Source organism: Chitinophaga sp. NPDC101104 (assembly GCF_050277495.1).
Taxonomy (GTDB): Bacteria; Bacteroidota; Bacteroidia; order Chitinophagales; family Chitinophagaceae; genus Chitinophaga.
In genome coordinates, this window is the sequence record NZ_JBNNSF010000001.1 from 284609 (window position 1) to 311090 (window position 26482).

Genomic DNA, 26482 nt, shown 5'->3' on the forward strand with positions numbered 1-26482 from the left:
ACCTAATTGGCCGGCAACGTGATGATGAACGTAGTGCCTTCCCCGATAGTGCTTTCCACCTGGATGTGGCCTTTGTGATTGATGATGATGTTTTGGGTGGAGGTGAGCCCCAGCCCCGTGCCTTTCGTTTTCGACGTAAAGAACGGATCGAACAGGCGGGATTTGTTCTCTTCCGGAATGCCCGTGCCGTTGTCCTGGATACGGATGATGGCGGATTTCCCTTCGGCGTACGTGGAAACGGTCAGTACGCCTTTCCCCGGCATCATGGCTTCGATGGCGTTGATGAGAATGTTCAGCAGCGCGATGCGGATCTTTTCATCATCCACCGTCAGCATGATTTTCTCCTTCGCATAATCCTCTTCCAGCCTGATGCCGTTGAGCTGCAGGCGGTCTGTGGCCAGGGCCAGCGAGCTGTGGATAAGATCGTTCAGGTCATGTTCCTGGAGGTGAAGCTCCATCATGCGGGTCGACTGCAGCAGCTCGGTCACGAGTTGGTTGATGCGCGTGCAGTTGCGCTCGATGATGTCGAGGTAGAGCGTAGTGTCTTCGGGGTCGGTGGAATCTTCCCCCCTGAATTGCCCTACCGCTAATATGATGTTGGTGAGCGGGTTACGTACTTCATGTGCGATCACCCGGGCGATGCGGCCCGAAATCACGAACTTTTCCTGTTGCCGTTTTTCCTGTTCTTCGCGTTTTTTGTCGGTAATGTCTTCCGCCACGCAAAGGAAGGTGCCCAGCTGCTCGTCGAGTTTGCTGGCGTTGACGAGCACGGCGATCTTTTTCCCGGTTTTGTCGCGGAAGGTGAATTCTTTCTGCAGGATGGCGTCGTCCGTACAGATTTCTTCGAAAAAGCGTTTGGCTTCGGATTCGAGGAAGAAGAGCTTGTCCATGTTCATGGTCAGCAGTTCATCGCGCGAGTAATTCAATTTTTTCCGGGCGTTGGGATTGGCGTCGATGATATTCATGTCGCAATCGGCCAGGATGATGATGTCGTGGCTTTTTTCGAAGATGCCGAAATATTTGCGCTCGTTTTCCGCGATGGCGCGCAGGTGCTTGAATTCGGAGATGCCGTAACGGATGGCGCGTTCCAGGTCGGGGCCGGTGATATCGCCTTTCACGAGATAGTCGGTTGCCCCGGCGATCATCGCTTCATTATCAATGGCGTAGTCGCCTTTGCCGGTGAGCATGATCACGGGGGCTTCGTAGCCGATAGACTGGAAATGCCGGAGGATGTCGATCCCCGTGTGCATGCCCAAGCGGTAATCGACGAGGTACAGTTCATGCTCGCGCCGCCCGATGGCTTCGAGGGCTCTGTCGTAGGTAGGGGCCCAGGTTAATTCGTACTGGTCGGGAGCCACATCCTGCAGCACGGTGTTGACGAGGAAGAAATCGTCTTCATCATCGTCGATCATCAGGATGCGTTTACGTTTATCTTTCATAGTGTTGACTGTGTATTCCTGTTTTTAAGCAAGAAACATGCTCAAAAATCAGTCTTCCCGCAATTGGCGGAGCGGGAGGGTGATAATGAATGCCGCGCCTTTTCCGGGTTCGCCTTCGGCGGAAATAAAGCCCTGGTGGGCGTCGGCGATTTTTTTACAGATGGCGAGCCCGATGCCGGTGCCTTTATATTCGCTCACGCCGTGCAACCGCTGGAAAATGAGGAAGATGCGGTCTGCGTAAGCGGGGTCGAACCCGATGCCGTTGTCTTGCACGCGGATGCGGAGGTATTTTTCCTGCGCCCGTTTTTCGCTGGGAACGCGGACTTCCGCGCCGGTAAGCGTTTCGCCGGTGATACGGATTTCCAGCGGGCGGTCGGGCGAGGCGAATTTGATGCTGTTGGAAAGGATATTCTGGAAAAGCTGGTGCAGCCCCGTGTCTGAGCCTTCCACTGCCGGAAGTTTGTCGGTAGACACGGCGCCTTTCTTTTCCTGCAGGGGCGCTTCGAGATCGCCGAGCACGTCGCGCAGCAGTTCGTTTAGGTCTACTTCTGCGATGGTATCCGGCGTGATGCGGCCGGCGCGGGAGAAGACGAGCAGATCGTTGATGAGCACGCGCATGCGGCCTACGGCGGATATCATCCGGTCTACCAGCTGGCCTGCTTCGGCGGGGAGATCTTCCCGGTATTTGAGGAGCAGCCGGTCGGAAAACGTGGAGATTTTGCGCAGGGGCTCCTGCAGATCATGCGAAGCCACGTAGGCGAACTGTTCGAGCTCCTGGTTCGATTTATTGAGCAGGTTGATGTTTTCCTGGAGTTCCCGCTGGTAGCTCCGCATCCTGGACTCGATGTGCAGCTGGAGGCGGAATTCGCGGTTGAGGGTTACGTAGGAATATATACCGATAATAATGGCGATGAGGGAAATGATGAACACGACGGGGATCCAAAGGTTAGAGAAGAATGTGAACAGCCGCGATTTCTCGGTAAGCTGGGCTTCTTCGATGGCGATCATGTCCTGCATTTTGCGGTCGATGCGGTCCATGGACAATTCCCCTTCCTTCACGGTGGCGATGCGGGGATCCCTGGCGCCGGCGAGCAGCTGGCCGTATTTGACGTCCAGAAGGTCTTTAAGGGTGTCGAGGTTTTTTTGTTGTGGGGGATCGTCGATGATCCGGCGGAGCTTGCGGTATTCGCTTTCGATCTTGACGCTCCGTTCTTCCATGCTGGGGCGGAGGAATTCCTGCTGATGGGTGATGTTGTAACCGCGGATCGCGGACTCTGCGTCTTTCAGATGGCGGGAAATGAGCTCCAGGCGCTTGGAGACTTCCACCGCGTGCTGGAGGCGGGAGGCGTTGTGCTGGAGGTTTTTGGCGATGAGGTAAGATACGACGCTGGCGCCGACGATAGCCGTAAAAGCGATGAAAAATCCCACCCTGATCTTCTTATGTATGCTGATGTGCATTTCCTTCAAACTGTTTATGGATGCTGGTTTTGGATGTGCAAGATTTTCCCCATACTGAAAACTCCCTTCTACAAGGATACCTCCGCAAAGTCGTCTGTTTACCCGCCATTCCTATCCCCAAAGTACGAAAACCCCCGCATTCCATCCCGATCCGCCCGCCACCGAAAGCGTTACAGTGGCGCATGATATTGTTGTTGCTTCCCTACGATGCAAATCATGTGCCTTCGTCTTGGAATGCAGTTTGGACTGATGTTGTAAAGAACGTGTCAAACCTTAAAATCCTCCAGCCATGACAAACGAAACCGATAAAAACCCGCGCCCGAGCCCCGCATCACCGGGCATTCAGCCGCCAGACGAAAACAGGGGCCAGGGGGGCGGTCAACCCAAACCCGGACAAGGGCAGGAACCCGATAAACAAAACCCGGACATCCCGAATGAGATCCCCAAGCGGGAAATCGACCGCAAACCCAGCGATCCCCAATCAGAGCCCGAACAGGGCCCCCGCCAGGATAAACCCGAGAAAGGAAGGGAAGAACCTAAGCCCGAGATTCCGGAAAACGAAGAAAACAACGATGTCCAGGAACAATCGCCAGACATCGTCGGTGAACGCGAAATCGAAAACGATAGCATCATCGACAAGCGAGACCGCTTTCCGTTTCCTAACAAATAAACCTGAAAAAACGTACGCATTATGGCAACAAAAAACACCAAAACAACCGGTCGGAAGCCAGCTTCCGCAAGCTCCAACGGCCGGAGCAACGGCTCCGTGAAAAAATCCACACCTGCACGCAAACCCGCATCCCGTAACGGCGACATGGAAGCTTCGCCTTTCCACCAATTGTTTGTGGACGAGTTGAAAGACATCTACTGGGCAGAGAAGCACCTCGTGAAAGCATTGCCCAAAATGCAGAAAGCCGCTTCCACAGCAGAATTGGTAGACGCATTCGCCGATCACCTCGAAGCCACCAAAGGCCACGTCAGCCGGCTCGAAGACATTTTCGAGATCATGGGGATGAAACCCACGGCCAAAAAATGTGAAGCCATGGAAGGCCTGGTAGCCGAAGCGCAGGAACTGATCAGCGAAGAAGAAGCCGGTTCGGTGCTCGACGCGGGGCTCATCATCGCCGCGCAGAAAGTGGAACATTACGAAATCGCCACATACGGCAGTTTGCGCACCCTGGCCACCCGCATGGGCCAAACCGATGCCGCTAACTTACTGGAACAAACGCTGGACGAAGAAAAGGAAACGGATTCCCTCCTCACCCAGATCGCAGAATCGAAAGTGAACGAGGAAGCGATGGCGGAAGACTGATACGCCATCGGGAACAAGGCTGCTGCATCCAATTGCAGCAGCTTTTTTTTGACCCAACATCCCGGATATGCAGAAATCGAGCAAGAAAAAGCCCCTGCGCCCGCCCCAGCATCAACGCCGCCAGCCCGGCGCCGAACACAGGATGAAACCCCTGCCCCAGGCCCAACCACTATCGCAGCCGGCCGGCCGGCTGCAGGACAAGATCGCCCTCATCACCGGGGGCGACAGCGGCATCGGGCGCGCCGTGGCCCTGGCCTTTGCCGCGCAGGGCGCGCACGTGGCCATCGCGTACCTCGACGAAACCGAAGATGCCAATACCACCGCCCTCGGCGTGAAAGACCACGGGCGGGAAGTATTGCTGATCCCCGGAGACCTGAGCCGCGAAAGGCATTGCGAAAAAGTGGTGCGGCAAACCGTGAAGAAATTCGGGCGCATCGATATCCTCGTGAACAATGCCGCCGTGCAATTCCCGCAGAAGAAATTCACGGACATCACGGCGGAACAGTTGCTGAGAACGTTCTCCGTCAACATATTCCCGCATTTTTATCTCACGCGCTTCGCATTGCCGCACATGCCCCGCGGCGGATGTATCATCAATACCACGTCGGTAACGGCATACCGCGGCAGCGCGCATTTGGTGGACTATGCCGCTACGAAAGGCGCGATCGTTTCGTTTACACGGTCATTATCGTCGATGCTGGCGGAAAAAGGCATCCGCGTGAACGGCGTGGCGCCCGGCCCGATCTGGACGCCCCTCATCCCCGCCACGTTCCCGGCAGACCATGTGGCCGATTTCGGGTCCGACGTGCCGCTGAAACGCGCCGGCGAACCGGCCGAAGTAGCGGGCTGTTACGTGTTCCTGGCTTCTGCGGAGGCCGATTATATGACCGGACAAATCTTACACCCCAATGGAGGAGAAATTGTTAACGGCTGACGCGCCCGCCGTGGCACAGGCCGCGCGGCTGCGCTACGTTCAGCCGGGAATGGCGGGCATTACGAGGCACCGCATGCGCGGTGGATTTTACTATACCGACGCCCAGGGCCGCCGGGTGACGGACAAAGACGTACTGGCCCGCATCCGTGGGCTGGTGTTGCCGCCGGCCTGGGAAAACGTGTGGATTTGCCCATTCCCGAACGGCCACCTGCAGGCAACGGGCACCGATGCACTGGGGCGCCGGCAATACCGCTACCACACACGATGGGCGGAAGTGCGCAATGAAACGAAGTTTTACCGCCTGCTGGCATTCGGGAAACTGCTCCCGAAGCTCAGGCGCCAGGTGATGAAAGACCTGCGGCGGAAAGCGCTCGACCTCCCGCGGGTATGCGCCATCGCCATGCGCGTGATGGAAGAAACCCTCATGCGGGTGGGCAACGCGGAATACGAAAAGAAATACCAATCCTACGGCCTTACTACTTTGCGGAATAAACACGTCCGGTTCAACGGCCATTCCGCGCTGTTCCGGTTCAAAGGGAAAAAAGGCGTGGAACAGCAGATAGAGCTCCGGCATGCGGCGCTGGCGCGGCTCCTGCGCAAAGTCAGGGACATCCCCGGGCAGGAGCTTTTCCAGTATTACGAAAACGGCGAAGTGAAAAGCCTCGATTCCGGCGCGCTCAACGATTACCTGAAAAGTGCCACAGGAGAGGATTTTACCTGCAAAGACTTCCGCACCTGGGCCGGCACCCTCGAAGCCCTGCACCTCCTGGTGGCATGTGAGGCCGGGCAATCGGCCGCGGACTGCAAACGCAAAATCGTGGAGGTACTGGACCAGGTGGCCCGGAAACTGGGGAATACCCGCGCAGTGTGTAAGAAATACTACGTCCACCCCGCCCTCACCGATCTCTACGAAAGCGGCGGATTGGGGAAATATCAAGGGCAAAATGTGGACGAAAAACTACTGTTGAAAATCCTCAAAGATCATCATACACAAAAACGGCGACGCCCCTGAAAGGCGCCGCCGCTCTCGTTTTACATGTAGTTCATGCATCACAGTCCGCCGAAGATCAGTTGTTCTTCCCGATCTTCAACCGGTATTTTCTGCAGGAATTCGTCGAATCCCGCTTCATCGTGCGAAGTATAAGCCCCGTAAGCGTCGAGCACGTACCCTTTTTTGCCGTTTTTATCTTCCATCAGGTACAATACCGAATTGTCTGAAGGGTCGGATTCCCCTTCGAAACGGTAGGTTTTGATGATGAGAAGATCTTCAGGGTTATAGATCTCATCGCCTTCCGTGGGCTGCATCCGGCCATGGTCGCTCAGTTTAAGCTCATTATCGTAGCCTTTCGAGTGAAGTTTAGCCATTACTTGCGACAGGGTGTTCATTTCGCCGGGTTTATCTGTTCTCAGGTTTTCCATAAAAGTCATGTTTGATTACTGTTTGAAATCCAAATCACATGCCATGGGCGGAAAAAATGGCCTGATTGTTGGCACACGATGCTTGAAGCGATCAAACACATATAGCAAATTCCCCCGATAGTTATGCATATGAAGAAACAAGGCCGTTCCGCTCCCGGAACGGCTTTTCTATGCAACTACCATGGTATAATGATTGTTGTACAGGTATTCACTAAACCGTTTCCACATGAGAGCCATATGGACAGGCAGCATCGGCTTCGGCCTCGTTAACATTCCGGTCAAGCTTTACAGCGCCATCCAGGAAAGCCGGCTGGATCTGGATATGCTGGACAAAAAAGACCATTCCCGCATCCGTTTTCAACGCATCAACGAGAAAACAGGAAAGGAAGTGGCCTGGGAAAACATCGTCAAAGCATACAATTACAACGACAAATACATAATACTTGACGAACATGACTACGAAGACGCGAGCCCGAAAAAGAGCAAGATCATCGAAATATCGTCATTTGCCGGAACGGATGAGATAGATGCCGTGTATTTCGAGACGGCGTATTTCATAGAGCCCGATAAAGGCGGCGGCAAAGCGTACCAATTGTTGTTGAAAACCCTGGAAAAGACCCGTAAAGTGGGGGTGGCGCTGTTTGTGCTGCGGACGCAGGAGCACCTGGCCGTGGTGCGCGCCAACGGCGATTATCTCATGCTGCACCGGCTGCGGTTCGCAGAAGAAGTCCGGGAGCCGGACGAACTGAAGCTCCCCGATTCCACGACCATCCCGAAAAAAGAACTGGACATGGCCGTGAAACTGGTGGAAAGCTATTCCGAGACCTTCGATATCAGCGCCTACAAAGACACCTACCGCGAAGAGCTCCTCCGCATCATCAAAGCGAAAGCGGCCGGTAAACGGGCGGTCGTGAAGAAAATGAAAGTGGCCACCACAAAAAGCACCGATCTTTTCGAACAGCTGAAAGCCAGCCTCGGCACTAAAAAACGCGTATCATGAGCCTGACGAAATATAACCAGAAACGGGATTTCAGGAAGACGAGCGAGCCTAAGTCCGGCAAAGCCTCGGGAAAAGACCACATCTTCGTCATACAGCGGCATCATGCCACACGCCTGCATTACGACTTCCGCCTCGAAATGGACGGCGTGCTGAAAAGCTGGGCGGTACCGAAAGGCCCGTCGCTGAACCCGGCAGACAAGCGCCTGGCCATGGAAGTGGAAGATCATCCGTTCGACTACAAAGATTTCCAGGGCGAAATCCCGCCCGGGAACTACGGCGCGGGATACGTGTACATCTGGGATAAGGGGACCTACGAGCTCCTCGAGCCCAACGGTCAGCCGTTCGACAAGGAAGCGCTGAAAGAATGGAAGGCGGGAAGTTTAAAAGTGATCCTACATGGAAAGAAACTGAAAGGTGAATTTGCGCTGGTGAAGATGCGGGGCGGGCGCGAGGAGAACGCCTGGCTGCTCATCAAGCATAATGATAAATACGCCGTTCATGATGCGTACGACAGTGAAGACCATACGCCCAAAACGGTGATCGCGAAGATGAAGGGGCCGCATAATACGAAGCCCGAAGCGAAAGCGGCGGCGAAAAAGGCGGCATCGCCGAAAAAAGCACAGGCATCCAAAACTTCCGCATCCAAACAGGCATCGCCGAAGAAAGCGGCGGTAAAGAAACCTGCCGCAAAGAAAACGTCTTCCCCGAAATCTGCCGTTCCTGAAAAAACAGCCGCAAGGAAATCTGCGTCACCGAAAAAGGCGGCGGCAAAGGGAACTTCATCCACCGGTAAAAAAAAAGCCGCGGAAGGTGAGCCGATGAAGGAGTTCTACAAACCCATGCTCGCCACACTCGTAGACGCACCCTTCGACCGCCCCGGCTGGATTTTCGAGAACAAATGGGACGGTTACCGCGCCATCGCCAATGTGAAGAACGGGAGGGCGGAATTGTATTCCCGCAACAAATTGTCTTTCAATAAAGTATACGAACCGATCGTAAAAGCTGTGGAACGGATTCCCCACAACGTAGTGCTCGACGGGGAGGTGATCATCCCCGGCGCTCGCGGCAAATCGGATTTCCAGGCGTTGCAGAATTTTAAAACCACCCGCAAAGGGAACCTCACCTACGCCGTTTTCGACCTCCTTTACCTCGATGGCCATCCGCTGGAAGAACTGACCCTGCTGGAAAGGAAAGCGCTGCTCCAACAAATCGTGGACCAGCTGGCGGATCCCGCCGTAATATTCTCCGGGCATGTAGAAGGAAAAGGCATCCAGCATTTCGAGAAAGCGAAAAAAGCCGGGTGGGAAGGCGTGATCGCCAAAAACGGCGAAAGCACCTACGCAGAGGGCGCCCGCTCCCTCAACTGGCTCAAAGTGAAAGTGCTCAACCGGCAGGAAGCCATCATTTGCGGATTCACCGCGCCCCGCGGCAGCCGGAAGAACATCGGCGCGCTCATCCTCGGTGTGTACGACAACGGATCGCTCCGATACATCGGCCACTGCGGCGGCGGATTCAACGACGCCGGGCTCAAAGACATGCACGCCCGGCTCCAGCCCCTCGTGACCAACGCATCGCCCTTCAAGGAAAAAATCAAAACGAATACGCCCGTCACCTGGCTGAAACCGCAGCTCGTATGCGAAGTCAAGTTTTCGGAATGGACCAACGACGGGCATCTGCGTCAACCCATATTCATCGCCCTGCGCGACGATAAGCCCGCCAAATCCGTTGTCCGCGAAACCCCGCGGCACGCACCGGCGTCAAAACCTGCCAACATGAAAGCAACCGAGAAGAAAGCCGCTACAGCGCAAACCGCTCCGGACAACGACCGGGAAATCAAGCTGAACGGGAAAACCGTACCGCTCACCAATCAGCAGAAAATTTACTGGCCGAAGGAAAAGATCACGAAAGGACAACTGGTGGATTATTATCTATCGGTGGCGGACGTGATCCTGCCGCATTTGAAAGACCGTCCGCTGAGCCTGAACCGCTTTCCCAACGGCATTGCCGGGCCCAGTTTTTACCAGAAAGACCTCGATCTTAAAACGGTGCCGTCGTGGCTGAAAACCGCGCAGATCTGGTCGGAATCGTCGGACCGGGAGATCGATTATCTCGTTTGCAACAACGAAGCCACGCTGGCCTGGATGGTAAACCTGGGCTGTATAGAGATCAACCCCTGGCTGTCGAGATTGAAGAAACCCGACCATCCGGATTACATCGTTATCGACCTCGATCCCAACGATATCGAATTCGTGCATGTCGTGGAAACGGCGCTCGCGGTGCGGAAGCTGCTCGAATCCCGCGACATCCATTCTTTCGTCAAAACCTCCGGTTCGCGCGGTATGCATATCTGTATCCCGACCGGTGCGAAGCACGATTTCGATACCTGCAAACTCTTCGCGGAATACCTGGCGCAGGAAGTGAACGCGCTATTGCCGGAAACCACGAGCGTGGAGCGCACCAAATCGAAACGGAAAAAGAAAGTTTACATCGATTTCCTGCAAAACCGCCGGGGACAAACCATCGCTTCGCCCTATTCCGTACGGCCGAAACCGGGCGCCACCGTGTCTGCGCCGCTGGAATGGAAAGAAGTGACGAAGAAATTGAAGATGGAGGATTTTCATATGGGCAACATCGGGAAAAGACTGGACAAAAAGGGCGATCTGTGGGCGGGCATCCTCACTGCGAAAAACGACCTGAGAGCCATTCTGAAAGTAGCCGCGGAATAATGGAAAACAGCTGTGGATGGGGATTTTATGATATTCTGACGATCAATTCCCCGGGTAATGGCATGCCAATTGGATGAGATTTGTTGTAAATGCCGGAAACGGCCATTGTTCACCAAATCCGCAGTCCCATGGCAAGAGCCGAACATTCCATTCTCAGGCTGGTTTGGGTATACAGCTTTATCATCACGGCGGTCTGCATTGCGCTGGCCGGGATTTTTTATCTCACGCACTGGTTCACCGATCTGTGGACCGGTTATATCATCAACGGCGTAATATTCATCGGTGTGATGCTGGCGGTCATTCACGCCAATAGTTTGCTGGGTGGCGGCGCGTCGCTGTACCAGCTGGCCATATCGGGTATCGTTACCACGGTGCTCGCCACGATCATGATCGCCACGGTGACGGTGCTTTTCCATCTCGTGACCGTGCCTACCGATCCGGCCACGCTGAACGTTACCAACGAAGAGGCGCGCATCAATGAATACAGTGTACAAACGCGGCAGGGGTTCTGGGTCTTTATGGTCGGTAACATCCTGTTCGCCAACGTTACATTGGGCGTGCTGGGCACCCTGATAGGGGCCATCGCCGTGAAAAGAGACCAGAAAACGGAGAACGCCGGCTAAGGCGAAAAGTATAGCATCAACGGGAACAGACCGGGCACGGACATTTGTCTGTCCCGGTTTTTTTGCGCTACATTTGCTCCCATGACCCAAGGCACGATCCTCATCATCGACGACGAAGCGCAACTCCGCAAGCTCCTCGCCCGCCTGCTCACGCTGGAAGGCTATACGGTTTTGGAAGCGCCAGACGCACGGTCGGCCCACAAACTGCTCGATAAATCGGAAGTGCATGTCATCCTTTCCGACGTGAAACTTCCCGATGCCAACGGTGTTGAGCTGGTCCGGCAATTGAAATCCTCCCATCCAGATACGGAAATCCTCGTGCTCACGGCCTACGGCAACATCGCCGACGGGGTGCAGGCGATCAAGAACGGTGCGTTCGATTACCTCACGAAAGGCGACGACAACAACCGCATTCTCCCGCTGGTGAGCAAAGCGATGGACAAGGCGCGCCTCCAGTTCCGCGTGCGCTCCCTGGAAGAGAAGCTGGGCGGCAAGCACGATTTCAGCCAGGTGATCGGCCAATCGCCACGCATTCTCGAGGCGGTGAACCTCGCCCGCAAAGTGGCGGCTACCGATGCTACGGTATTGCTGCTCGGGGAAACGGGATCGGGGAAGGAAGTGTTCGCACAAGCTATCCATCGTGCCAGCGCCCGCTCCGGCCAGCCGTTCGTGGCGGTGAACTGCAGCGCCTTCGGGAAGGAAATCCTCGAAAGCGAACTGTTCGGCCATAAAGCCGGCGCGTTTACCGGTGCGGTGAAAGACAAGAAAGGTTTCCTCGAAGAAGCAAACAACGGCACCATTTTCCTCGATGAGATCGGCGAAATGGCGCTCGACCTGCAAGCCAAATTGCTCCGCGTGCTGGAAACGCGGGAATTCTATAAAGTGGGCGATTCCAAGCCCCTGAAAGTGAACATCCGCATCCTCGCCGCCACCAACCGCGACCTGGAAAAGGAAGCCGAAAAAGGCACTTTCCGTGCGGACCTTTATTATCGGCTGTCTGCCTTCATGATACAACTGCCCGCCTTGAACGAGCGCCGGCAGGATGTGCCCTTGCTCGCCGATCACTTCCTCGCGCAGCTGGCCCCCAAAAACGCGAAGCGCATCACGGGTATGACGGCCGCCTTCCGCCAGGCGCTGGAAAACCACCACTGGCGCGGCAACATCCGGGAACTGAGGAACGTCATCGAAAGAGCGGTGATCCTGGCAGAGGGGAACGAACTGGACATCGACGTGCTGCCGCTGGAGTTCACCCATCCGGAAAACGACGGTCCCGCCCCGCTGAGCCTCGCAGACATGGAAAAGAAACACATCACCCGGGTGCTGCAAGCCGTGAACGGGAACAAGACCCGCGCGGCCGAAATGCTCCAGATCGGGCTGACCACCCTGTACAATAAAATCAAGGAATACAACATCCGCTGACCTCCCGTTTTTGCAAACAACCCTTCCGTTTTTGCATGGTGCCGGCACGTCTGAAAAGACATGCCGGTTTTTTATTTCATTGATAATGATGTATTTATGATGGGTTTGGAAGGAATGGCATTCCGCTGGCTTCAGGGTGGCAAAATCACCTATCATGTTACCGGATGCTAAAATCCATCTCCTGCTGGCGCAACAGATTCCCGGCCTCCGCACCGAAGCGGGCCGCGGCGGCGCACCGGCCAAAGTTATCCAGGCTTTTACGGCGTATACGCGGAAAATGATCCGCACGGGCGCATTGCCCGAAATCCGGAAATGCTTTTCCATGGCCGGCGTGCTGTACAAAAACGGCAGCCGCCAGTTGCGCGACGCCATCGAGTCGGTATTCCTGTTCGGGCTTTCGCCGCTGCTGAACGCGCCGGTGAAAACCCTCCTGCCCGCGTCGCTGCAAAACGCACGCCGCCAATTCATCTTAAATAATTCACAATGCTGATCCTGCTCCTTTTGCTCGCCGGGCTCGTATGCTTCTGGCTGTTTTTCGCATCGGTAGATTATTTCGACAAGATTTAAAAACGCGAACAAATGATGAACGCACTTTTCATTTTATCCCTGCTGGTTTTCTGCTACATGGTGTACGTGTTGCTGAAACCGGAAAAATTCTGAAATCCATCCAGACATGAACACCGAATTATTCGGCATTATCGCCACTTATGCCATTACGCTCCTCATCGCCATTCCGCTGGGCCGTTACATCGCGAAGGTTTTCGGCGGACAGCGGACGCTGCTGGACTTTATGGCGCCGCTGGAACGGGGGATCTTCCGTTTCTGCGGTATCGATCCGAAGGAGGAAATGAACTGGAAACAGCACCTGAAGGCGTTGTTGACCATCAACATGCTCTGGTTCGTTTACGCATTTTTCCTCCTGATCTTCCAGGACAAATTGCCCCTCAACCCAGACCATAACGCGGGACAAACGCCCGACCTGGCGTTTAACACCGCCATCAGCTTCCTGGTGAACTGCAACCTGCAGCACTATTCGGGGGAAACAGGGCTGACCTATTTCACGCAGCTGTTCGTAATTACGTTCCTGCAGTTCGTGAGCGCGGCCACGGGCATTGCGGCGCTGATCGCCCTGTTCAAGGCGCTGCGCCAGAAAACGACCACGCAGCTGGGCAACTTCTGGGACCATCTCCTGAAAACCACTACCCGCCTGCTGCTCCCGCTCTGCCTCGTGATCGCCGGCATCTTGGCGTTCCGCGGAACACCGGCCAGTTTTGCGGGTAAAGACACGATCGTAACGGTGCAGGGCGATACGGTACAGGTATCCCGCGGGCCCGCGGCCGGCATGATCGCCATCAAGCACCTGGGCACCAACGGCGGCGGATACTTCGGCGCCAACAGCATCCACCCGCTCGAAAACCCGGATTACCTGACGAACATGACCGAGGCCGTCGCGCAGGTGATCATCCCCATCGCGATGATCTTTGCGCTCGGGTTTTTTATCCAGCGGAAGAAGTTCGCCTACGTCATTTTCGGCGTCATGACGGCCGGTATGCTGGCGCTCATGATCCCCACCATCATCTCCGAAGCGGGCGGCAACCCCGCCATCGCGAAAATGGGGATCGTTCAGGCCACGGGCGCCATGGAAGGGAAGGAAGTCCGGTTCGGGCCCACCGCCACGGCGTATTGGAGCACCATCACCACCATCATTTCCACCGGCTCGGTGAACGGTTTCCATGATAGTACCATGCCCACCACGGGTATGATGCAGCTCATCGCCATGATGACCAACTGTTTCTACGGCGGTTGCGGTGTGGGGATCCTCAACTATTTCATCTTCATCATCATCGCCGTGTTCATCTCCGGCCTCATGGTGGGCCGCACGCCCGAATTCATGGGGCATAAAGTGGAAGCGCGGGAAGTGAAGATCGCCGCACTGGTGGCGCTCCTCCATCCCTTCCTCATCCTCGCCGGCACGGCGCTGTCCTCCTTCGCCATCGCACACGGATGGGGCGCGGGATGGGCCACGCAGCCGGGGGCATGGCTGAATAACCCCGGCTATCACGGCTTCTCGGAAATGCTGTACGAATACACCTCGTCCGCCGCCAACAACGGTTCGGGATTCGAGGGGCTGACGGACAATAACATTTTCTGGAACGTGAGCACCGGCTTCGTGCTGATCCTCTCCAGGTTCCTGCCGATTATTGGTCCGGTAGCGATAGCGGGGCTCCTGGCTTCGAAGAAGCACGTCCCCGAATCGGCCGGTACGCTGCGGACAGACACCGCCACTTTCGGCATCATGACCTTCGCCGTGATCGTCCTCATCGCCGCCCTGGCTTTCTTCCCCGCCCTGGCGCTCGGCCCCATCGCGGAATATTTCTCCCTGTACTAACGCACGCAAACGCTGAAAAAAATGAAAACGAAAGACAATACACTGTTCCCGGCAGCACTGGTGAAGGAAGCCCTGGCGCAATCGTTCGTGAAACTGAATCCGCGCCTCCTCATCCGCAACCCGGTGATGTTCACCGTGGAGCTCGGAACGATGGTCATGCTCGTGGTTACGTTGTATACCGCGCTCAGTCACGACAGCTCGCAGGGATCGTTCGGGTATAATCTGACCGTGTTCCTCGTGCTGCTGCTCACCGTGCTCTTCGGCAACTTCGCCGAAGCCATCGCCGAAGCACGCGGCAAGGCGCAGGCCGAAAGCCTGCGTAAAACCCGGGAAGACACCCCGGCCAAAAAAATCCTCGCCGTCGGCGAAATATTTACAGACGAAGTGAAAGTAGTGCCCAGCTCGCAACTTCATAAAGGCGACCTGTTCCTCTGCGAGCCCGGCGACGTGATCCCCGCAGACGGCGAGATCGTGAAAGGCCTGGCGAGTATCGACGAATCGGCCATCACCGGCGAAAGCGCCCCCGTGATCCGCGAAGCGGGCGGAGACAAAAGCTCCGTGGTGGGCGGCACCAAAGTGCTGAGCGACCGGATCGTGGTGCGGGTGAGCGCGGGCGCGGGGGAATCTTTCCTCGATAAAATGATCGCGCTGGTGGAAGGCGCCTCGCGGCAGAAAACGCCGAATGAGATCGCGCTGACCATTCTGCTGGCGAGCTTCACGCTGGTATTCGTCATCGTCTGCGTAACGCTGAAGCCTTTCGCGGATTACGCACAAACGCCCATTACCATCGCGGCCTTCATCTCATTGTTCGTTTGCCTCATCCCCACTACCATCGGCGGGCTGCTGTCGGCCATCGGCATCGCGGGGATGGACCGCGCACTTCGCGCCAACGTCATCACCAAATCCGGGAAAGCCGTGGAAACGGCCGGAGACGTAGACGTGCTGTTGCTCGACAAAACCGGTACCATCACCATCGGCAACCGCAAAGCCACGCAATTCCACCCTTCGAACGGGTACGATGCCGGTGAATTCATCCGGTACAGCGTGCTCGGCTCGCTGGCCGATGAAACGCCGGAAGGGAAATCGATCGTGGAACTGGCGGGGAAAGACGTATCGTCGCGGTTGAGCCTCAACGGTTCGCAAATGGTGCCGTTTACCGCGGAAACCCGCAGCAGCGGCATCAATATGAGCGACGGTACCCGCATCCGCAAAGGTGCGTTCGACGCCATCCGTAACCTCAGCGCAAAGGCCGGGAACGATTTCCCGGCAGATACGGCCGAAATGGTTAAGCGGATTTCAGGGAACGGAGGCACGCCGCTGGTAGTGGCCGTCAATGATAAAGTGACCGGCGTCATCGAACTGCAGGATATCATCAAACCCGGCATCAGCGAGCGTTTTGAAAGGCTTCGCCGGATGGGCGTGAAAACGGTCATGGTGACGGGCGACAACCCGCTCACGGCCAGATACATCGCCGATAAGGCAGGTGTAGACGATTTCATCGCCGAAGCCAAGCCCGAAGACAAGATGACCTACATCCGCAAAGAGCAGCAGGAAGGCCGGCTCGTGGCGATGATGGGGGATGGTACGAACGACGCGCCCGCCCTGGCGCAGGCCGATGTGGGCGTGGCCATGAACAGCGGCACGCAGGCGGCGAAGGAAGCTGGGAACATGGTAGACCTCGACAACGACCCCACGAAGCTCATCGAGATCGTGGAGATCGGGAAGCAGTTGCTCATGACGCGCGGAACGCTCACCACTTTTTCCATCGCCAACGACGTGGCCAAGTATTTCGCCATCGTGCCGGCGCTGTTCATCCTGTCGATCCCCGCGCTGCAGGGCATCAACATCATGCAGTTGCACAGTCCGGAAACGGCGATCCTCAGCGCGGTGATCTTCAACGCCATCATCATTCCCCTGCTCATTCCGCTGGCATTGCGGGGCGTAGCGTACAAACCCATCGGCGCCAGCGCCCTGTTGCGGAGGAACCTCCTCATTTACGGGCTCGGCGGCGTGGTGGTGCCTTTCATCGGCATCAAGCTGATCGATATGGTAGTTGCTTTATTCTTTTAAACTGACACAATCATGAAACGATATTTTTTCCCGGCGCTGAAACTGACCATCGTACTGGTGCTCATGACCGCCGGCATCTATCCCCTCTTCGTAGCCGGTATCGCTAAAATGGCACCCGGAAAAGGTGACGGGGTGAAGGTGGAAAGGAACGGCCAGGTGGTGGGATACGCCAACGTGGGCCAGCAATTCACCGGCGACAACTATTTCCAGACACGGCCGAGCGCCGTGGGGTATAATGCCGCGGGATCGGGCGGGTCCAACAAAGGGCCGTCTAATCCCGATTACCTGAAAACCGTGGAAGACCGGATAGATACCTTCCTCGTCCACAACCCGGGCGTGAAGCGGTCTGAGATCCCGGCAGAACTGGTAACGGCCTCCGGTAGCGGGCTCGACCCCCACCTTTCCCCGGAAGGCGCGCTGGTACAGGTGCCCCGCATCGCGAAGCTGCGCAACGTCCCCGAACAAAAACTCCGCGACCTCGTGAAAGCGAATACGAATGGGCCGCTGGCGGGAATGTTCGGCCCGGCGACGGTGAACGTTCTTCAACTCAACCTGGCTTTAGACGAAATACACTAGCCTTTTAGTCTCAACCCAACCTATGAAAACCCGAAAAAAAGAGGTACTTGCGGCGCAGACCGGGAACGTCCCGGCCGGCGCGCGCAGTACGGACCAACAGCACAATCTTAATATCAACATGAAACAACACATCCTCACCGTCTTCGCGCTCTGCGGCGCAATGACGGCCCTGGCGCAGCAGGCGCCGGAAAAGACCGGACCTAAGCTCACGATCTCCGGCTATGCCGAAGCGTACTACGTTTTCGATTTCAACAAGCCCGATAACCACACGCGGCCGGGCTTCCTGTATAACCACACCCGGCATAATGAATTGAATATCAATCTCGCTTATCTGAAAGCCAATTATTCGGCAGACAGGGTCCGCGGGAACGTGGCCATCATGGCGGGCACATACGCCCAATACAACATGGCGTCGGAGCAGGAACTGGTGCGGCACATTTACGAAGCCAATGCCGGTGTAAGGATCGGGAAAGGTTTGTGGGTGGATGCGGGCATCCTGCCGTCGCACATCGGGTTCGAGAGCGCCACCGGGAAAGACAATTTCACGCTGACGCGAAGCCTCATGGCGGAGAATTCGCCGTATTACGAAGCCGGCGCAAAAATCAGCTGGACGCCCAACGATAAATGGCTCTTCGCCGCCATGTACCTCAATGGCTGGCAAAGGATCAAACGGCCGGACGCCAACCAGACGCCCGGTTTCGGCTCGCAGATCACCTATAAGCCCACCGGAAAGGTAACCCTCAACTGGAGCACGTTCATCGGGAACGATAAACCCGATTCCGTTCGCCAGATGCGCTATTTCAGCGACCTTTACGGAACATTCGCCCTCACAGATAAACTGAGCCTCATCGCTGGGCTTGACATCGGGGCGGAGAAAAAAGGGAAGGACGTGGACGGGATGAACGCCTGGTACGCGCCTATCCTCATCGCCAGGTACGCATTCACCGACAAGATCGCCATGGCCGGCCGGTATGAATATTACAACGATGCAGACGGCGTCATCATCGCCACGGGAACGCCCAACGGCTTCCGCAACAGCGGTTATTCGCTGAACCTCGACGTAAGTCCCGTGAGCCAGGTGATGTTCCGGCTGGAAGGGAAATTGTACAACAGCAAAAACGGGATTTTCCTCAAAGGCGAATCGCCACGGAAAGAGAACTTTTCCATCGCCACTTCGCTGGCGTTTTCATTCTAAAATTCAGGCGGGGCCCTCCGGGGCTCCGCACTTCCTATCATGGCACGACAAATCCAGCACCCCGGCAACCCGGGACGAGGCAAATTCAAGATATACATCGGCATGAGCGCCGGTGTGGGAAAGTCGTATCGCATGTTGCAGGAAGCACATGCCCTGTTGCGCAACGGCGTCAATGTCCAGATCGGCTATATCGAGACGCACGGCCGTAAGGAAACGGAGGCCCTCGTGGCAGGGCTGCCCGTCATCCCCCGGCGGCAGAATTTTTACAAAGGAAAGCGCATGGATGAAATGGACCTGGGCGCCATTTTGCTCCTTTCCCCCGAATGGGTGGTAGTAGACGAGCTCGCCCATACCAACATCCCCGGCTCGCGCAACGAAAAGCGGTGGCAGGATGTGATGGAGATCCTCCGTGCGGGGATCAACGTCATTTCCGCCGTCAACATCCAGCATATGGAAAGCATCAACGCCCAGGTAAAAGCCATTACCGGCGTGGAGGTGCACGAGCGGGTGCCCGACAGCATGCTGCAACTGGCAGACGAAGTCGTCAACATCGATCTCACGGCCGACGAGCTCATCACCCGGCTGAAGGAAGGGAAAATTTACGATCCCGGGAAAGTGGAAACGGCGCTGCGGAATTTCTTCCAGTCGGAGAAAATCCTCCAGCTCCGCGAGCTGGCGCTCAAGGAAGTAGCTTCACAGGTAGAAAGGAAAGTGGTGGCCGAAGTGCCGAAGAACCGGCAGATGCGCCATGAGCGGTTCCTGGCCTGCGTTTCCTCCAACGACGAAACCGCGCGCCGGGTAATCCGGAAAACCGCGCGGCTGGCGGCTTATTACCAGGGAGAATGGTACGCGCTCTATGTGCAAACGCCGAAAGAAAGCACCGGCCGAATCAACCTCGCTGCGCAACGGCACCTGATCAACAACCTCAAACTGGCGACGGAACTGGGCGCGGAAGTGCTGCAGGTGCAGCACGCCAACGTGGCCGAAGCGATCATGGAAACGGCGGCGCAGAAAGAGATCACTACCGTTTGCATCGGAAAACCGCACATCACCCTTTTCGGGATATTGCTGAGAACCAATATCTTTAATCAACTGTTGAAAACATTATCCGCTCACGAAACCGACCTGGTGATCCTGTCATGACAAGGCTGAGGCTAAAAACGAAAATTTCCGCCGGCGTGCTTTTCCTGTTCGCCATGCTGCTGCTGGTCGGCGTGATGGGTTATTATTCCCTGAACAAAGTGAACCGCGCCGCCGCGGCGATCCTGGAAGACAACTACGAATCCGTGGAATATGCGGGCATCATGCTGCGGGTGGTGGAAAACTGGACCGGCAGCGATTCCGCCCGCCGGCAATTCGGCGATGCGCTCCTGCGGCAGGAAAAAAACGTGACGGAACCGGGTGAAGCCCGCTATACGAACGCGCTCCGGCAGGATTACGAAGCTTTCCTGCGGGGGGATTCCGCGCGGCTGCCCGCCATCAGGGCCAGTTTGACAGGGATCATGGACGTGAACATGAAAGCCATCGTGTCCAAACAGGAAAAAACCCGCAAAACGGCCGATAAAGCCCTGCTGTACATCGCCCTGGTGAGCGGATTGTGCTTTCTGGTAGGGATCGTGTTCGTTTATAATTTCCCGGGATACATCGCCAACCCCATCCGCGAGCTGACGGAAGGGATCCGGCAGATCGCCGACCGGAAATACGAACAGCGGCTGCATTTCAGCTCCGGCGACGAATTCGGCGAACTGGCCGAAGCTTTCAACAGCATGGCCCGCAAACTGGACGAATACGAGCACAGCAACCTGGCGCGCATCCTGTTCGAAAAGCAGCGGGCGGAAGCGGTGATCGGCAGCCTGAAAGACGCCGCCATCGGCCTCGACAACAAAAACATCATCCTCTTCGCCAACGCGGAAGCCCTCCAGTTGCTCAACCTCCCCGAATCCGCGCTCGTCGGCAAACCAGCGGATGAAGCCGCCAGCCGGAACGATCTCCTCCGGTATCTCATCCACGAAAAAAATCCCGCCCCTATCAAGATCGTCACCGAAGGAAAGGAAAATTTTTTCCTGCGGGAATCCGCCGATATCGTCCATAACCGCGAAATCATCGGCCACATCATTACCCTGCGCAATATCACGGCGTTCAAGGAACAGGACCTCGCCAAAACGCATTTCATCGCCACCATATCCCACGAACTGAAAACCCCGCTCGCGGCCACCGATCTCAGCCTCAAACTGCTCGACGACGAGCGTACCGGCCCGCTTTCCGGGGATCAGCGGGAGCTGGTCGACAGTATCCGGGAAGACAATCGCCGGATGATCCGCATGGTGAGTGAATTACTGGATTTTTCGAAGGTGGAAAGCGGGAACATCGCGCTGCAGGTACAGGCCGTTCCCCCGGCAGATATCCTTCGCTACGCCCTCGAAACCGTGGCCCGGCAGGCATCGGGAAAGGAAGTGGACATCCATACGGACATCCCTGCAGACGCTCCCCCTGTACTGGCCGACGCGGAAAAAAGCGCCTGGGTGCTCGTCAACCTCCTGACCAATGCCATCCGCTATTCCCCGCCCCGAAGCACGGTAAACCTCACGGTAACGGATGAAGGAAAGATGTGGCTGTTCGGCGTCCGCGACCAGGGAAAAGGTATCGACGCCAGTTTCCGCGAAAAAATTTTCGAGCGGTTTTTCCGCGTGCCCGAGGCCGACGGCGGGAAAGGCACTGGCCTGGGGCTCGCCATCGCCCGGGAATTCATCGAGGCGCAGGGCGGGCAGATCGGGGTGGAAAGCGAGCCCGGCAAAGGCAGCTACTTCTGGTTCCGGCTCCCCAAAGCCTAGAGATTCCGGATTTCTTCTTCCAGCAACACCAGCGATTGCTTGTAATGTTTAATGGCGAGGTGAATGTCTGAGAGGATGGTGAGCGGCTCCGCATTAGCCTCCAGCTTTTGCCGGATCTGCACGATGTTATAGGAAAGCGGGTGGATCCGCACGATCATCAGGCTGGCGTACAATACTTTGGCCAACCTTGCCGCATGGTCCCATTCCCCGCCCGAGGTGGCGGCCAACAAACGGTGAAACATGGGCCCGGTGTTTTGCATGAACGATTTCAGCACTTCCAGCAAATATTCCCTGTCATTTTCCGCAACGCTTTTCAGGTGCCGCAGATCGATCTTGATCTCGTCGGGCGCTTCTTCCCAGGCATCGGTCACGAAAGGCGCAGTGTCGGGGAACCGTTCGCCGATGGCTTCGAGCACCCGCTGAAAAAGCTCCTTGGGCACGAACGGTTTGGAGACGTATTCGTTCATCCCCGCCAACAGGCAGCGTTCGCGGTCGCCCTTGAGCGCGCAGGCCGTAAATGCGATGATGGGGATGGCGGAACCGGCTTCGCGGATGATGCGCGTGGCTTCCAATCCATCCATTTCAGGCATTTGAATATCCATGAGGATGCAGTCGTAGGTTTTTTCGACATACATGCGTACCGCCTCTGCGCCATTTTCTGCAAGGTCTACCGTGGCGCCGGCCCCGTTCAGTGTTTTGATGGCCAGTTTCTGATTCAGGAGGCTGTCTTCCGCCAGCAGGATGAGTTTTCCCGCAAGCGGCAGCAACACGGCGTCTGGCAATGGCGTATCGGCGATGGTTTCCGGCACATCGAGCTGGTAGGGGATTGAAAATTCGATGCGGGTACCGCCGCCGGGGTTGCCCTGCACATCGAGGGTGCCGTTGTGCAATGCAATGAGCTCGCGGGTGAGCGCAAGCCCCAGGCCGATCCCGCCATATTTGCGGACATCGCCCACATCGAGCTGTGTGAACACCTGTCCTACCTTGCCGCGCATTTCTTCCGGGATACCGATCCCCGTATCTGAAACGGAGAACCGGAGTGAAACCTTCCGGTTTTCGAGCGGGGCGGAGCTTACGGCGAGGGTAATGCCGCCCTGGTGGGTGAATTTGATGGCATTGTCGATCAGGTTGTGGAGGATTTGCTGGAGGCGGGTAGGATCTCCCAGCAGCGGGGCCCTGAGATCGTCTTCCATTTCGCATTCCAGCCGCAGCCCTTTTTCGGTGGCGCGGTCGCCATAGCGGTCGAGCGTTTGCCGGATAAGGCCAGCCGGGTCGAATGCAGCTTTTTCGAGGTGCATTTTTCCGGCGCGGATGCTGGAGAAATCCAGCAGCGAATTCACGAGCACCAGCAGGTTCCCCGCCGATCCTTTGATATCCTGGAGGTAATCCTGCTGTTCGGCACTGAGCGTATGGTTTTCCAACAGGTTCGTGAAACCGATGATCCCGTTCAGCGGCGTGCGCAGTTCGTGGCTCATGTTGGCCATGAAGTGCTCCATGCGGCTGTGCGCCGTTTCCGCCTTCTTTCTCGAAGCCATCAGTTCATGTTCGCGGGCGATGCGCTGGGTGATGTCCGTCGCCACTCCGCAAAGTCCGTATACCCGCCCCTGCGGGTCGCGGATGGGGAATTTGGCGATATGGAAATACCGGGTTTCGCCTTCGATGTCGAGCGTATCTTCCACTTCCATCATCCTTTCTTCCAGCAATACTTTCCTGTCCGTTTCGGCGCTTGTTTCCGCATTCAGTTTTTCGGGGAAATCGCGGTCCGTCCGGCCGATGACCTGCTCCGGCGTGAGGCCGAAAGTGGACTCGAAACGTTTGTTGACGAGCACGTACCGGCCGAGGGTGTCTTTGATGAAAATGATGTTCGGCGTGTTGAAGAGAACGGATTCGAACCTTTCATGCAGCGTTTCCATTTCTTTCTGCGCGCGGATGAGCTCGACTTCCTTCGTTTTTTCGGCGGTGATGTCTTTGACGATACATTGATATCCGCTGAACAGGCCGTTTTTCCGCAGGAGCACTACATGCTGTTCCACCCATCTCCGTTCCCCGTTTTTGCGGCGGATCTGGAAGCGGACGGTGGATTCGCGGTTGCCGTCGAACGCCTGTTGCTCGTAGAATTTGCGGAGGCGTTTTTGCTCGGAAGCGTCGAGCAGGTCGATGTATTGCTTGCCGACGAGCTCATGCGGCTCGTACCCGGTGAGCTCTTTGGCTTTGCTGTTGACGTAAGTGAAGAATCCGCCGCGGTTGGAGGTGAAGAGGGTAACGCCCGCGTCTTCGATGAGAAGGCGGTATCTTTCTTCGTTTTCGCGGAGCTTGTTTTCGGCAAGACCGGCTTTGCGGACGTTGCGGATCACGCCCATAAGCCCTGCACCGAGAACGATCACCGCGCCGATGCCGCCGCTGACGGCGAGTACGAAGGGAAGGCGGTCGTACCAGGCGGGGCCGGTGAGGTCGTTGAGCTGTTCGTATTGGTCCACGAGCATGCGGCCGGTGAGCCGGGTGAGTGGATCGGGGCCAACGGGATGGCGGGTCTGGACCATGGCGCCGGCCATGACGGAAGATTCGTGGGCGGTGCGCACGAGGTATTGGGAGAACACGATGCGGTCGTACACGAGGTTATGGAGGGAATCTACCTGTGCCGCTTCGAGGGCGTTGTCGCCCGCAAGCACGGTGAGGCTTTGGATGGGGGCGCGCAGGCGGGCTTCGGACAGGTCTTCCCTGCCGAGGAACCCCGTGTCTCCGGTAATGACATAGCCCCGCACGGCGGCTTCGAGGGCGCGGGCCTGGTAAGCCACCTGCTCCAGCAGGCGAATTTTTTCGGTGGTCAGTCTTACCCGTGCGTTCATCCGCATCGAGGCCGCGTCAGACATCCAGGCGCTCCAGGTAAACCAGGCGACAGACACGATGGCGGCCGCAAATACGAAAATGACGGGGTTGCTGATACGTTTCATGTATGGCATCTCTTATTCTTACGCGTCGGCGAAAGGTTCTCAATCGGCTGATGTCAAATTGGGCGTATATGGGGCTACAAATCGGTCAACACATCCAGTGATGGATTGATCCATACAATTTACTGAATTTTGGCGTTCGGCAAGCACGGCGGGAGCTATGTATTTTTTTGGAATATTTTAACCATTTGGTTTACTTGCATTCTATTAAATTTGCCAGATATTCTTTTTGCCAAGCATTTAAACATATTATGAAAAAATTACTTTTGTCGCTGGGTATTCTCGGCATATCCGCAACCACGTTTGCGCAGGATAAAGTGGCCGGTGCTGCCATGAGCAAGGTTCGGCAGAGCAGGGACTTCCTGGTGATCGGATTTTCGTATGACGGCTGGGCATCCGCGCCGGATAGTGTGAAAACGAAGGGATTGTCCCGCGGTTTCAACATTGCTTTCATGTACGATATTCCCATCGCGAAGGAGCATTTCAGTGTTGCGGCCGGTCTTGGCATTTCTTCGAGCAGCGTGTTCCTGGACAAGCAGGTGATCGATATGAGCAACGGCAACTCCAATGCTGTGCGCTTCACCAGCTCCGACAAGTATAAAAAATATAAAGTAGCCACCAATTACCTGGAAGTTCCCCTGGAATTCCGCTACCGCCAGTATTCCGATAACGCCAACAAAGGCTTCAAAGCCTCTATCGGCGCGAAAGTGGGCATGCTGGTAAATGCGCATACGAAGGGCAAGAACACGCTCGGCGGCGACAAGAATATCATCAAGGAGCAGAACAAGCGGTTCTTCAACCCTTGGCGCTTCGCGGGCACGGCGCGTATCGGTTACGGTAACATCGCCCTGTTCGGCACCATGAACTTCAATCCGTTGTTCAAAGACAACACCAACCTGGACATCAGGCCGTATTCCATCGGTATCGCCCTCACCGGCCTCTGATCCGAAGGAACCATCATATTTGAAAAGGGCCCCTCAGCTGAGGGGCCCTTTTTTCGTCCGCAGACTTTTTAATAATCCCAAAAACTTATCGTGTGTGGTCTTCGGTTCCGGCGGAATAATCGTTCAGGCGTTTATTTCCCCGTAAAAACCGGTTTGCGTTTCTCCAGAAATGCCGTCACCCCTTCCTTGTTATCGGTAGTGTTCCCTGCGATCTGTCTATGAAAGTGTGCCTCGATCGTTACCTGGTGCTATTTCCCCGTAAAAACCGGTTTCCGCTTCTCCAGGAAAGCCGTCACCCCTTCCTTGTTATCGGTAGTGTTCCCTGCGATCTGTCTATGAAAGTGTGCCTCGATCGTTACCGGGTGCTATTTCCCCGTAAAAACCGGTTTCCGCTTCTCCAGGAAAGCCGTCACCCCTTCCTTGTTATCGGCAGTGTTCCCTGCGATCTCCTGGCAGTAGGCTTCATATTCCAGTACTGCGTCCAGGTTTTCGGTCATGCCTTTGGTCAGCATTTTCTTCATGAGGCCGATAGCTTTCGTGGGCGCATTGGCGTAAAACTCCGCTTCCAGCGCCACGGCCCCGTCCAGGTCGGCGGGCGGCACCACTTTGTTGAGGAGTCCCATTTCCTTCGCTTCCGCGGCACTGAGCTTCGTGGCTTTGGTCGCCAGTTCGAACGCGCGATGGTACCCCACGGCCCGCGGTAAAAAGTAAGACGAGCCGGAATCCAGCACCAGCGCGATGTTGATGAATATTTCTATCAGCGAGGCCTGGTCAGACGCGATGATCACGTCGCAAGCCAGCGCCAGCGAGCATCCCGCCCCGGCCGCCACGCCGTTCAGCCGGCAAATTACCGGCTTGGGCATGTTCCGGATAGCGCGGATGATGGGATTGTACCGCTTGTGCAGGGAATCGCCCAGATTTCGGGGCTTCCCGTCTGCCCCCATGGCGGCTTTCAGGTCTTGTCCGCTGCAAAATGCCTTCCCGGCGCCCGTCAGCACCACGGCGCGCACGGCAGCGTCTTTATCTGCCTGCTTCAGGGCGTCCTGTAATTCGTAACTGAGCTCGTCGTTGAAGGCATTGTAAACGTCCGGGCGGTTGAGCGTAATGGTGGCGATGTTTTGGTGGACCTCGTACAGTAAGGAGTTGAACATGGAATGGTTTTTTGCGATAAAAAGAAGACAGCGGCCACGGGGGCCGCT

The 26482-nt window shown here is 56.3% G+C and carries 22 protein-coding genes; 17 read left to right on the top strand and 5 right to left on the bottom strand.

Annotation, left to right across the window (positions count from 1 at the left end):
- Nucleotides 1–2: 2 nt before the first annotated feature.
- Nucleotides 3–1439, bottom strand: coding sequence for an ATP-binding protein (locus ACQKLP_RS01280; RefSeq protein ID WP_427319310.1), 1437 nt, complete (start codon nt 1437–1439; stop codon nt 3–5).
- Nucleotides 1440–1487: 48 nt separating this feature from the next.
- The gene (locus ACQKLP_RS01285; RefSeq protein WP_427319312.1) at nt 1488–2897 is read right to left on the bottom strand and encodes a sensor histidine kinase; all 1410 of its coding nucleotides are present in this window, start codon (nt 2895–2897) and stop codon (nt 1488–1490) included.
- A gap of 289 nt (nt 2898–3186) precedes the next feature.
- Here ACQKLP_RS01285 and ACQKLP_RS01290 point away from each other — a divergent pair, with 289 nt between their 5' ends.
- The 4 genes from ACQKLP_RS01290 (at nt 3187) to ACQKLP_RS01305 (ending at nt 6155) form a co-directional block, all read left to right on the top strand.
- Complete coding sequence (locus tag ACQKLP_RS01290) at nt 3187–3567, top strand: hypothetical protein (RefSeq protein WP_427319314.1); 381 nt, start codon at nt 3187–3189, stop codon at nt 3565–3567.
- 21 nt (nt 3568–3588) lie between these two features.
- Nucleotides 3589–4209 carry a ferritin-like domain-containing protein gene (locus tag ACQKLP_RS01295; protein WP_427319316.1) on the top strand — a complete coding sequence of 207 codons (621 nt, stop codon included), beginning with the start codon at nt 3589–3591 and terminating at the stop codon, nt 4207–4209.
- Between the two features lie 67 nt (nt 4210–4276).
- Nucleotides 4277–5143 carry an SDR family oxidoreductase gene (locus ACQKLP_RS01300; RefSeq protein ID WP_427319317.1) on the top strand — a complete coding sequence of 289 codons (867 nt, stop codon included), beginning with the start codon at nt 4277–4279 and terminating at the stop codon, nt 5141–5143.
- Nucleotides 5118–6155 (top strand): DNA topoisomerase IB, encoded by a 1038-nt coding sequence (locus ACQKLP_RS01305; RefSeq protein WP_427319319.1) that lies wholly within the window; start codon nt 5118–5120, stop codon nt 6153–6155. Before ACQKLP_RS01300 ends, ACQKLP_RS01305 begins: the two co-directional genes overlap by 26 nt.
- 38 nt (nt 6156–6193) lie before the next feature.
- On the opposite strand, the gene ACQKLP_RS01310 is transcribed toward ACQKLP_RS01305, so the two are convergent.
- Entirely contained in the window at nt 6194–6562 is a 369-nt protein-coding gene (locus ACQKLP_RS01310) for a hypothetical protein (protein ID WP_427319321.1), read from the bottom strand.
- A 226-nt stretch (nt 6563–6788) separates the two neighbouring features.
- Between ACQKLP_RS01310 and ACQKLP_RS01315 the strand changes: the two genes are divergently transcribed.
- The 12 genes from ACQKLP_RS01315 to ACQKLP_RS01370 all read left to right on the top strand — a co-directional run bounded on the left by ACQKLP_RS01315 (nt 6789) and on the right by ACQKLP_RS01370 (nt 21391).
- On the top strand, nt 6789–7562 hold the full coding sequence (locus tag ACQKLP_RS01315; protein ID WP_427319323.1) for a Ku protein: 774 nt from the start codon (nt 6789–6791) through the stop codon (nt 7560–7562).
- Entirely contained in the window at nt 7559–10288 is a 2730-nt protein-coding gene (gene ligD / locus ACQKLP_RS01320) for a DNA ligase D (protein WP_427319325.1), read from the top strand. Before ACQKLP_RS01315 ends, ligD begins: the two co-directional genes overlap by 4 nt.
- Before the next feature lie 128 nt (nt 10289–10416).
- On the top strand, nt 10417–10911 hold the full coding sequence (locus tag ACQKLP_RS01325; protein ID WP_427319327.1) for a hypothetical protein: 495 nt from the start codon (nt 10417–10419) through the stop codon (nt 10909–10911).
- Between the two features lie 81 nt (nt 10912–10992).
- Nucleotides 10993–12330: a sigma-54-dependent transcriptional regulator gene (locus tag ACQKLP_RS01330; protein WP_427319329.1), complete on the top strand. Its 1338-nt coding sequence runs from the start codon at nt 10993–10995 to the stop codon at nt 12328–12330.
- A gap of 154 nt (nt 12331–12484) precedes the next feature.
- Nucleotides 12485–12820: a DUF7674 family protein gene (locus tag ACQKLP_RS01335; RefSeq protein WP_427319331.1), complete on the top strand. Its 336-nt coding sequence runs from the start codon at nt 12485–12487 to the stop codon at nt 12818–12820.
- A 92-nt stretch (nt 12821–12912) separates the two neighbouring features.
- The gene (locus tag ACQKLP_RS01340; RefSeq protein WP_425165453.1) at nt 12913–12990 is read left to right on the top strand and encodes a potassium-transporting ATPase subunit F; all 78 of its coding nucleotides are present in this window, start codon (nt 12913–12915) and stop codon (nt 12988–12990) included.
- A 13-nt stretch (nt 12991–13003) separates the two neighbouring features.
- Complete coding sequence (kdpA, locus tag ACQKLP_RS01345) at nt 13004–14719, top strand: potassium-transporting ATPase subunit KdpA (protein WP_427319333.1); 1716 nt, start codon at nt 13004–13006, stop codon at nt 14717–14719.
- A 21-nt stretch (nt 14720–14740) separates the two neighbouring features.
- On the top strand, nt 14741–16789 hold the full coding sequence (kdpB, locus tag ACQKLP_RS01350; protein WP_427319335.1) for a potassium-transporting ATPase subunit KdpB: 2049 nt from the start codon (nt 14741–14743) through the stop codon (nt 16787–16789).
- Between the two features lie 12 nt (nt 16790–16801).
- Nucleotides 16802–17365 (top strand): K(+)-transporting ATPase subunit C, encoded by a 564-nt coding sequence (locus ACQKLP_RS01355; protein WP_427319337.1) that lies wholly within the window; start codon nt 16802–16804, stop codon nt 17363–17365.
- A gap of 22 nt (nt 17366–17387) precedes the next feature.
- The gene (locus tag ACQKLP_RS01360) at nt 17388–18560 is read left to right on the top strand and encodes a porin (RefSeq protein WP_427319339.1); all 1173 of its coding nucleotides are present in this window, start codon (nt 17388–17390) and stop codon (nt 18558–18560) included.
- A 39-nt stretch (nt 18561–18599) separates the two neighbouring features.
- On the top strand, nt 18600–19703 hold the full coding sequence (locus ACQKLP_RS01365) for a sensor protein KdpD (protein ID WP_427319341.1): 1104 nt from the start codon (nt 18600–18602) through the stop codon (nt 19701–19703).
- A complete protein-coding gene (locus tag ACQKLP_RS01370; RefSeq protein WP_427319343.1) occupies nt 19700–21391 on the top strand; it encodes an ATP-binding protein in 1692 nt (563 codons plus the stop codon). Before ACQKLP_RS01365 ends, ACQKLP_RS01370 begins: the two co-directional genes overlap by 4 nt.
- Here the strand turns inward: ACQKLP_RS01370 and ACQKLP_RS01375 are convergent.
- Entirely contained in the window at nt 21388–24342 is a 2955-nt protein-coding gene (locus ACQKLP_RS01375) for a PAS domain S-box protein (protein WP_427319345.1), read from the bottom strand. The two genes, ACQKLP_RS01370 and ACQKLP_RS01375, sit on opposite strands and share 4 nt — an antisense overlap.
- 248 nt (nt 24343–24590) lie before the next feature.
- On the opposite strand from ACQKLP_RS01375, the gene ACQKLP_RS01380 reads away from it, so the two are divergent.
- Complete coding sequence (locus ACQKLP_RS01380) at nt 24591–25283, top strand: porin family protein (protein WP_427319347.1); 693 nt, start codon at nt 24591–24593, stop codon at nt 25281–25283.
- 365 nt (nt 25284–25648) lie between these two features.
- Here the strand turns inward: ACQKLP_RS01380 and ACQKLP_RS01385 are convergent, their stop codons facing one another.
- Nucleotides 25649–26434 carry an enoyl-CoA hydratase-related protein gene (locus ACQKLP_RS01385; protein ID WP_427319349.1) on the bottom strand — a complete coding sequence of 262 codons (786 nt, stop codon included), beginning with the start codon at nt 26432–26434 and terminating at the stop codon, nt 25649–25651.
- Nucleotides 26435–26482 lie beyond the last annotated feature (48 nt).